Source organism: uncultured Intestinimonas sp. (assembly GCF_944387725.1).
In the GTDB taxonomy this organism is placed as follows: domain Bacteria; phylum Bacillota; class Clostridia; order Oscillospirales; family Oscillospiraceae; genus Intestinimonas.
The window spans coordinates 1-6,164 of record NZ_CALXGA010000092.1; the positions used below are offsets into that span (position 1 = coordinate 1).

The window sequence follows — 6,164 nt, forward strand, 5'->3', positions numbered from 1 at the left end:
GAGGGCATGATCGACGAGAAGGAGGCCGTCTGCCGGGTGGAGCCCAAGCAGCTGGACTCCCTGCTCCACCCCACCTTCGACCCAGAGGCCCTGAAGAAGGCCGCCGTCATCGGTAAGGGCCTGGCCGCCTCCCCCGGCGCCGCCTGCGGCCGGGTGGTCTTCACCGCCGAGGAGGCCAAGGAGTGGGCCGATCGGGGCGAGAAGGTGGTTCTGGTCCGGCTGGAGACCTCCCCCGAGGACATCGAGGGAATGCAGGTCTCCCAGGGCATCCTCACCGTCCGGGGCGGCATGACCTCCCACGCCGCCGTGGTGGCCCGGGGCATGGGCACCTGCTGCGTGTCCGGCTGCGGCGACATTGTGGTGGACTACGCCAACAAGAAGTTCTCCCTGGCTGGCAAGGAGTACCACGAGGGCGACTGGATCAGCCTGGACGGCTCCACCGGCAACATCTACGGCGAGGCGGTGGCCACGGTTCCCGCCGACCCCGGCTCCGGCTACTTCGGCCGCCTGATGGGCTGGGCCGACAAGTACCGCCAGCTCCAGGTCTACACCAACGCCGACACCCCCCGGGACGCCAGGCAGGCCCGGACCTTCGGCGCCGAGGGCATCGGCCTGTGCCGCACCGAGCACATGTTCTTCGAGGAGACCCGCATCAAGGCCATGCGGGAGATGATCGTGGCCGAGACCACCGAGGAGCGGGAGAAGGCCCTGGCCAAGATTATGCCCTATCAGCAGGGAGACTTCGAGGGCCTCTATGAGGCCATGGAGGGCCGTCCGGTGGTCATCCGCTACCTGGATCCCCCCCTCCACGAGTTCCTGCCCACCAAGGAGGAGGACATCAAGGAGATCGCCGACGAGCTGGGCATCACCGTCCAGCGGCTGAAGGACGTCATCGCCGGTCTCCACGAGTTCAACCCCATGATGGGTCACCGGGGCTGCCGCCTGGCCGTCTCCTACCCGGAGATCGCCCGGATGCAGACCACCGCTGTCATCAACGCCGCCCTCAACGTCCAGAAGAAGCACCCTGAGTGGAAGCTGGTGCCCGAGATCATGATCCCCCTGGTGGGCGAGGTCAAGGAGCTCAAGTTCGTCAAGGACGTGGTGGTGGAGACCGCCGACGCCATCATTGCCGCCTCCGGCCTGGAGATGAAGTACGAGGTGGGCACCATGATTGAGATTCCTCGTGCCGCCCTCACCGCCGACGAGATCGCCACCGAGGCCGAGTTCTTCTCCTTCGGCACCAACGACCTGACCCAGATGACCTTCGGCTTCTCCCGGGATGACGCCGGCAAGTTCCTGAGCTACTACTACGACCAGAAGATCTACGAGTCCGATCCCTTCGCCCACATCGACCAGAAGGGGGTGGGCAAGCTGGTGGAGATGGCCGTGAAGATGGGCCGGGCCACCCGCCCCGACATCCACCTGGGCGTCTGTGGCGAGCACGGCGGCGACCCCACCAGCGTGGAGTTCTTCCACAAGGTGGGCCTGGACTATGTCTCCTGCTCCCCCTACCGGGTCCCCATCGCCCGCCTGGCCGCCGCCCAGGCCGCTATCAAACATCCCAGAGCGAACTAAAATATTCATTTTTTCAATGAAAATTTGCTTTGAGGAGGCAAAACACTTCCGAAAAATAAATGGCTTTTCTTTGATGCGTCCAAGCCAGTGGACTGGCGACTTGCTTGTGGATGTTTATATCTGATTCCAACGAGGGACTTGCTTTGACGCAAGTCCCTCGTTTCTATTAAAAGCGGAAGCACTTTCTCCATCTGAGAAAGTGCTTCTTTTGCTTATGGGGGTGAGGATGATAAGTAATCATGATGGACCGAGCGAAAGCAAAGAAGAAAAAATTACCCGATTGCTCCTTACAGAGCTACACCCTTTTAAGGGCTATCCCGCCCTCCGGGGCATCATGCCCCGGAACCAGCCCTATCTGGTACGGGACGACGACCCCACCATGATCCAGCTTGTGGCCCGTATCAAAGAGCGGGGCGTCACCTACCCAGGCGTGGTCCGCCCGGACCCGGAGGGCGGGTATGAGATCATCTCCGGCCAGCGGCGGCACCGGGCCAGTGAGCTGGCGGGCATCCCGGATATGCCCGTTATCGTCCGGGACCTGGACGACGAGGAGGCCGTCACAGAGATGATAGACAGCAACGTGAACCGTGAGGACGTGCTGCCCAGTGAGCGGGCCTGGGCCTACCGGCTCCGCTTGGAGGTCTCCAGGCATCAGGGGGCACGGACGGATTTAACTTCGCCGCATGATGCGGCGAAGTTCCGCAGCGACGATGAAATTGGGAAATCCCTGGGCATCAGCGGGGATACCCTGCGCCGGTTTGCCGCCCTTACCGAGCTGATTGCGCCCCTTCTGGATATGGTGGACAATAGGCAGCTCGGCGTTACGCCTGCCGCTGTTCTGTCCGCCCTCGCCAGGGATGAACAGGCCCTCGTCCTGGACGCCATGGAGTATGCCCAGAACACACCGTCGGTCTCCCAGGCCCAGCGGCTGAAAAAGGCCAGCCAGGAGGGGAAGCTGACTACGGAGCTGGCCCGGGCGGTGCTGTCGGAGGAAAAGAAGGCGGAGGCGGAGAAGGTCAGCTTCCCCCTGAACGCCATCCGTAAATACTTCCCCCGGTCCTACACCCCCCAGCGGATGCAGGAGACCATCCTCAAACTGCTGGAGGCATGGCAGAAAAAGCGCCAGCGCAGCCAGGAGCGGTAATTGAATACGGGAACCATCATCAGCCGGACAGTTTTCAACTTTTCCGGCTTTTTTCATGCTCAGAATCAGGAGGACACCATGTTTATCTGCACCTTTCGATATAAACCGGAGCACGTCGATTGCCACCTCTGCACCGAGTATGACCGCAAGCGCGGCTGCACCGCCCAGGGCTGCCCCTGGCTGGCCGAGCGGATCGAGGCCGGTGTGGTGGGCTATTATGAGGCCGTCCAGGAGACTTTCGGCCAAAAGGGCATCTTGCCCGTCCGCCTCTGGCCGCTGATTGCCAGTTTTCCCGGCACCCTCTGGCGGGACAGCCAGCACCCGGAGCGGATGGAGCGGGCCAAGGCCCGGCTGGGCTATTACCGCCGCCGAGACACCCCCACCTACTACGCCGCCCTGTTCCTGCTGACCTCCAGCGCGGAGCTGTGGCGGCAGACCGCCAACTGCTTCTACCGGCAGGGCTTTGAGGCCGCCTACGCGGACCGCCGGTGGATTTCCCTCCAGGACTACGCCCTTCTGGCGGCGGCGCGGGACCTCTATGGCGGCACGGTCCCCACGGCCCAGGACCTGCCAGACCGGGACATTGTAGACGACGAGGCCCTGCGTCTCATTGTCAACGCCACCCTGATTGCCCGGTATGGGCTGCCCGCCCTGGACATCCGGGAACGGGGGTCCAGGCTATGAGGCAGTTCACAACACGGGGCCACGACCTGCTGGCCGTGGAGCGGTTCCGGGACGACACCCGGCACATGGTCGAGTTTGAAGTCCTCAAGGACGACAACCTCATCGCCCTGCGGGGAGAGACCGCCCGGCTGTTTCTCAGCGAACCGAGCTACCAGAGGATTCTTAAAAGCCAGGAACGCAAGGAAATTCGTATTACTTTCCATGCCCTGGTGATAGAGGGCCACATCATCAAGCCCAAGAAGAAAAAGCATCACTGATCGACGATTGGAGGGGTTCTTTATGTACGATATGGAGCGTTTGAAAGCAGAAATTACCAGCCTGTTCCACGCACGCATGGACGGGCAAACGCCGGAGGAAATCCGGCAGCTCCTGGGCGGCATCGACTTCCACTCCCTGACCCAGGCCGTGCGGGACAAGGCCCGGACGGTGTATGCCTACACCACCCAGGGCCAGCATGAGAAGTCCTTCAACTACCGGGGGGAGGAGCTGTTCCACCAGCGGGCCACCCGGCTGTATGTGGAGAACGAACAGAGCACGGCGGAGATCGCCGTCACCACCCGGACCATGGAGCTGTGGCTGCTGGAGGACATGAGCCTGGTGGCCGTGGCCTGTATCGCTGTGGACTACGAGGGCGGCGGGTATGTCACGGAGTACCGGGCCATCAAGGGAGACCCGGCGGAAAGTGAGATGTGCCTGGACCTGGAGGAACTGGCCCAGGACCTGGATCAAATGTGCTGGCCCTGCTACGAGTGTGAGCAGCCGGTGTATGAGCTGTAAGCGGAAAAGGAGGTCTGAGAGAGGCGTGCCCATCCATGGGCGCTGCTGTTACACCCAAAGATGATTTCCATGCCATCAGCCTGAGCGGTGGCAAGGATTCCACCTGCCTTACTTTGCTGATGATCGAGCGCGGCCTGCCCATTGACGCGGTGATTTGGGCGGATACCGGCATGGAGTTCCCGGAGATGTACGGCCATATCGCCAGGTTGGACGAGCATCTGTACCGGGAGCGGGGTCTGCACATCACCGCCCTACGCTCCCCCAAGAGCTTCGAGTACATGATGTTTGACGAGCCCAAGCAGAAGCCCTCCACCCTGGAGAACCGGGCGCGGATGGGCGTCCCGCCCTACGGCAACGGCTGGCCGGGCATCAAGGTACGCTGGTGTATCGGCCAGCTCAAGACCCACCTTATCAGCAAGGAGGTCAACCGGCTCAAGGGGGCGCACCAGCTTCAGCAATATGTGGGGATTGCGGCGGACGAGGCGTGGCGGTGCAAGGGCCTCCACTATCCCCTGGTGGACTGGGGCATCACCGAGGCCCAGGCCCTGCAACTGTGCTATGACCGGGGCTTTGACTTCGGCGGCCTCTATGAGATTTATCACCGGGCCTCCTGCTGGTGCTGCCCCTTCCAGCGGATTGGGGCGCTGCGGAGCCTGCGGCGGCACCACCCGGAGCTGTGGGCACGGCTGCTGGATCTGGACAACCGGGCCAGGGCACAGTTTGGCCCCAGCCCCCTGGGGCAGTTCAAATCCAACTGGAGCGTTGCCCGGCTGGAGGAACGGTTTGCCCGCGAGAAGGCGCAGACCGCCCCCATCCAGCCCAACGCCCCTAACGACGCTACATAGGAAGTGACAGAACATGGCAGTTTTCCGCATAGAACGGACGCGGGACTATGAGCGGATGATGATGCAGGTCCCCCGCAGTCCCAGGCCGGTCCATCCGCCCCAGGCCCCCAAGGGCCACCCATGCCACGGCTGCAAGCGGTATGGGGAGGGCTGCGCCCTGCCCTGCTACCGGGGGATCAACCGGGCACCTGCGGCCACGGCATAACAAAAACGCCTGCCAACCGGCAGGCGTTTGGTGCTGTTACAGCAGTTGTTTCAGTGTGTTTTGCAGTTCCGGCAGGTCCTCACTGATGATTTCCCATACCAGCATCAGATTGACCCCCTCATAGTCATGGACAATGCGATTGCGCAGGCCATACATCTCCCGCCAAGGGATTTCCGGGTGGGCTTTGGTAAAAGCGTCGTCAGCCACGCGGCACAGCTCCCCAAGCTGGCTGAGATTGAACACGCAAGCCTCCACCAATTTGATGTCCGCCGCAAAGCTGTCATAGGTGTAGCCCCGGCAATAGTCCAGGACTTTTGCCACATATCCAGCCATCTTCTGGACGACAATCTCATTTCTCATAGATTGTCACCCCGGTAGACCGGATTTCACGGTCAATCAGTGAGCCCTGTTCGATATGGGATATGTCGAACACATCTACCGGCATCCCGGCGGCTTGCCGGACATCCTCCATGAAACCCACAAATTTCAGGCCGCGCAGCTTGCTGTCCACCAGCAGGTCCAGATCGCTTTTCGCTGTCGCTGTGCCCTTGGCAACGGAGCCGAACAGGACGGCGCGTGAAATGCCATAGCGGTCAAAGATGGGGGTCAAAATGGACTGCACATCTGAGATTGAATGAACCATTTCAGCACCTCCTTGCAATTCCATTATACACGAGAATCCGGAAAGCGCAAACAGAAATTTGAAAAAGGAAGTGAAACCCATGCGCCTTGTGATTGCCGAAAAGCCCTCGGTGGCCCAATCGTTGGCCGCCGTCCTAGGGGCCGAACAGCGCCGGACGGGGTATTGGGAGGGCGGCGGCTGGCTGGTGAGCTGGTGCCTGGGGCATCTGGCGGAGCTGGCGGACGCCGCCGCCTACGACCCGGACTACGCCAAGTGGCAGCTGGAGGACCTGCCCATCCTGCCGGAGAGCTG

General features: G+C 61.9%; 9 protein-coding genes and 1 pseudogene. 8 read left to right on the forward strand and 2 right to left on the reverse strand.

Annotation, left to right across the window (positions count from 1 at the left end; genetic code table 11):
- The 7 genes from Q0K09_RS10100 to Q0K09_RS10130 all read left to right on the forward strand — a co-directional run.
- Positions 1-1,575 (forward strand): putative PEP-binding protein (locus Q0K09_RS10100; protein WP_294475888.1); only part of this gene is annotated, 1,575 nt, incomplete at its 5' end.
- Between the two features lie 280 nt (positions 1,576-1,855).
- Positions 1,856-2,719, forward strand: a complete 864-nt coding sequence (locus tag Q0K09_RS10105) for a ParB/RepB/Spo0J family partition protein (protein ID WP_294475890.1) — start codon at positions 1,856-1,858, stop codon at positions 2,717-2,719.
- Positions 2,720-2,797: 78 nt separating this feature from the next.
- A complete protein-coding gene (locus tag Q0K09_RS10110) occupies positions 2,798-3,403 on the forward strand; it encodes a hypothetical protein (protein WP_294475891.1) in 606 nt (201 codons plus the stop codon).
- The gene (locus Q0K09_RS10115) at positions 3,400-3,660 is read left to right on the forward strand and encodes a DUF5720 family protein (RefSeq protein WP_204862616.1); all 261 of its coding nucleotides are present in this window, start codon (positions 3,400-3,402) and stop codon (positions 3,658-3,660) included. The genes Q0K09_RS10110 and Q0K09_RS10115 overlap by 4 nt, the downstream gene beginning before the upstream one ends.
- Positions 3,661-3,682: 22 nt before the next feature.
- A complete protein-coding gene (locus Q0K09_RS10120) occupies positions 3,683-4,180 on the forward strand; it encodes a hypothetical protein (protein WP_294475893.1) in 498 nt (165 codons plus the stop codon).
- A gap of 35 nt (positions 4,181-4,215) precedes the next feature.
- Entirely contained in the window at positions 4,216-5,025 is an 810-nt protein-coding gene (locus Q0K09_RS10125) for a phosphoadenosine phosphosulfate reductase family protein (protein ID WP_294475895.1), read from the forward strand.
- A gap of 13 nt (positions 5,026-5,038) precedes the next feature.
- Positions 5,039-5,230, forward strand: a complete 192-nt coding sequence (locus Q0K09_RS10130) for a hypothetical protein (protein WP_294475897.1) — start codon at positions 5,039-5,041, stop codon at positions 5,228-5,230.
- Positions 5,231-5,266: 36 nt separating this feature from the next.
- On the opposite strand, the gene Q0K09_RS10135 is transcribed toward Q0K09_RS10130, so the two are convergent.
- Positions 5,267-5,590, reverse strand: coding sequence for a HepT-like ribonuclease domain-containing protein (locus tag Q0K09_RS10135; RefSeq protein WP_087266139.1), 324 nt, complete (start codon positions 5,588-5,590; stop codon positions 5,267-5,269).
- Complete coding sequence (locus Q0K09_RS10140; RefSeq protein WP_294475899.1) at positions 5,580-5,873, reverse strand: nucleotidyltransferase domain-containing protein; 294 nt, start codon at positions 5,871-5,873, stop codon at positions 5,580-5,582. The genes Q0K09_RS10135 and Q0K09_RS10140 overlap by 11 nt, the downstream gene beginning before the upstream one ends.
- 79 nt (positions 5,874-5,952) lie before the next feature.
- Between Q0K09_RS10140 and Q0K09_RS10145 the strand changes: the two are divergent.
- A pseudogene (locus tag Q0K09_RS10145) lies at positions 5,953-6,164 on the forward strand (DNA topoisomerase III); the annotation flags it as partial.

Bases quoted from the DNA above. Each gene is read 5' to 3' on its own strand.
- Q0K09_RS10115 (WP_204862616.1), top strand. From the start codon at position 3,400: ATGAGGCAGTTCACAACACGGGGCCACGACCTGCTGGCCGTGGAGCGG.
- Q0K09_RS10130 (WP_294475897.1), top strand. From the start codon at position 5,039: ATGGCAGTTTTCCGCATAGAACGGACGCGGGACTATGAGCGGATGATG.
- Q0K09_RS10140 (WP_294475899.1), bottom strand. From the start codon at position 5,873: ATGGTTCATTCAATCTCAGATGTGCAGTCCATTTTGACCCCCATCTTT.
- Q0K09_RS10135 (WP_087266139.1), bottom strand. From the start codon at position 5,590: ATGAGAAATGAGATTGTCGTCCAGAAGATGGCTGGATATGTGGCAAAA.
- Q0K09_RS10110 (WP_294475891.1), top strand. From the start codon at position 2,798: ATGTTTATCTGCACCTTTCGATATAAACCGGAGCACGTCGATTGCCAC.
- Q0K09_RS10120 (WP_294475893.1), top strand. From the start codon at position 3,683: ATGTACGATATGGAGCGTTTGAAAGCAGAAATTACCAGCCTGTTCCAC.
- Q0K09_RS10125 (WP_294475895.1), top strand. From the start codon at position 4,216: ATGGGCGCTGCTGTTACACCCAAAGATGATTTCCATGCCATCAGCCTG.